Origin of the sequence: Methylobacterium bullatum (assembly GCF_014845095.1) — a bacterium.
GTDB lineage: Bacteria > Pseudomonadota > Alphaproteobacteria > Rhizobiales > Beijerinckiaceae > Methylobacterium > Methylobacterium bullatum.
The window spans coordinates 1-556 of sequence record NZ_NKUG01000302.1 but is presented as its reverse complement, the minus strand read 5'-3'; the positions used below and the strand labels follow the sequence as shown (position 1 = coordinate 556).

The 556-nt window shown below is 70.1% G+C and carries 1 protein-coding gene; it reads left to right on the top strand.

All coding sequences use genetic code 11. The annotated features are described in order from the left end of the window. Positions 1-293 precede the first annotated feature (293 nt). A partial coding sequence (locus tag MBTS_RS23290) for an iron-sulfur cluster assembly protein (RefSeq protein WP_192216606.1) occupies positions 294-556 on the top strand: 263 nt, incomplete at its 3' end.

The window sequence follows — 556 nt, the reverse complement described above, 5'->3', positions numbered from 1 at the left end:
TCGAACCGGCGCTACGGCAGCGTCCATATCCAGCGGGTGAAGCGGCTCCCCGGTCCCCCCGGATGCCGCCATGTCCGCAACGGGACGTATCGGCGCGGCGACGGCTCGGTCGTGCGCGGGCCGATGGAGCGGTGCAACCTCATCGCCATCCCGCCGGGGCGGCGCTGAATCCGTCCTCGTCGCGCATATCGGGGGGGTGAGACCGCAAGAGGTCTGGCGTTCTCGTCTTCGTCGGTTACATGCAGAGGGGCGTCCGGTCCGCCGTGTCCGCCTGCCTCGCCCGGAGAACCATCTTGGCCATTACTCGCGACGACGTGCTCAAGGCGCTGTCCGCCGTCACCGTCGATGCCGGCGGGACCACGCTGCCCGCATCGGGCCGCCTCTCGCAGGTGGTGGTCGACCCTACCAACCGGGTCATGTTCTCGATCCTGATCGACCCGAGCGAGGCGGAGCGGTTCGAACCGATCCGTCGCAAGGCCGAGGGCACCGTCCTGGCCATGGCGGGCGTCTCCGGCGTGTTCGCGAGCCTCACCTCGGAGCGCGGGCCGAACCAGCC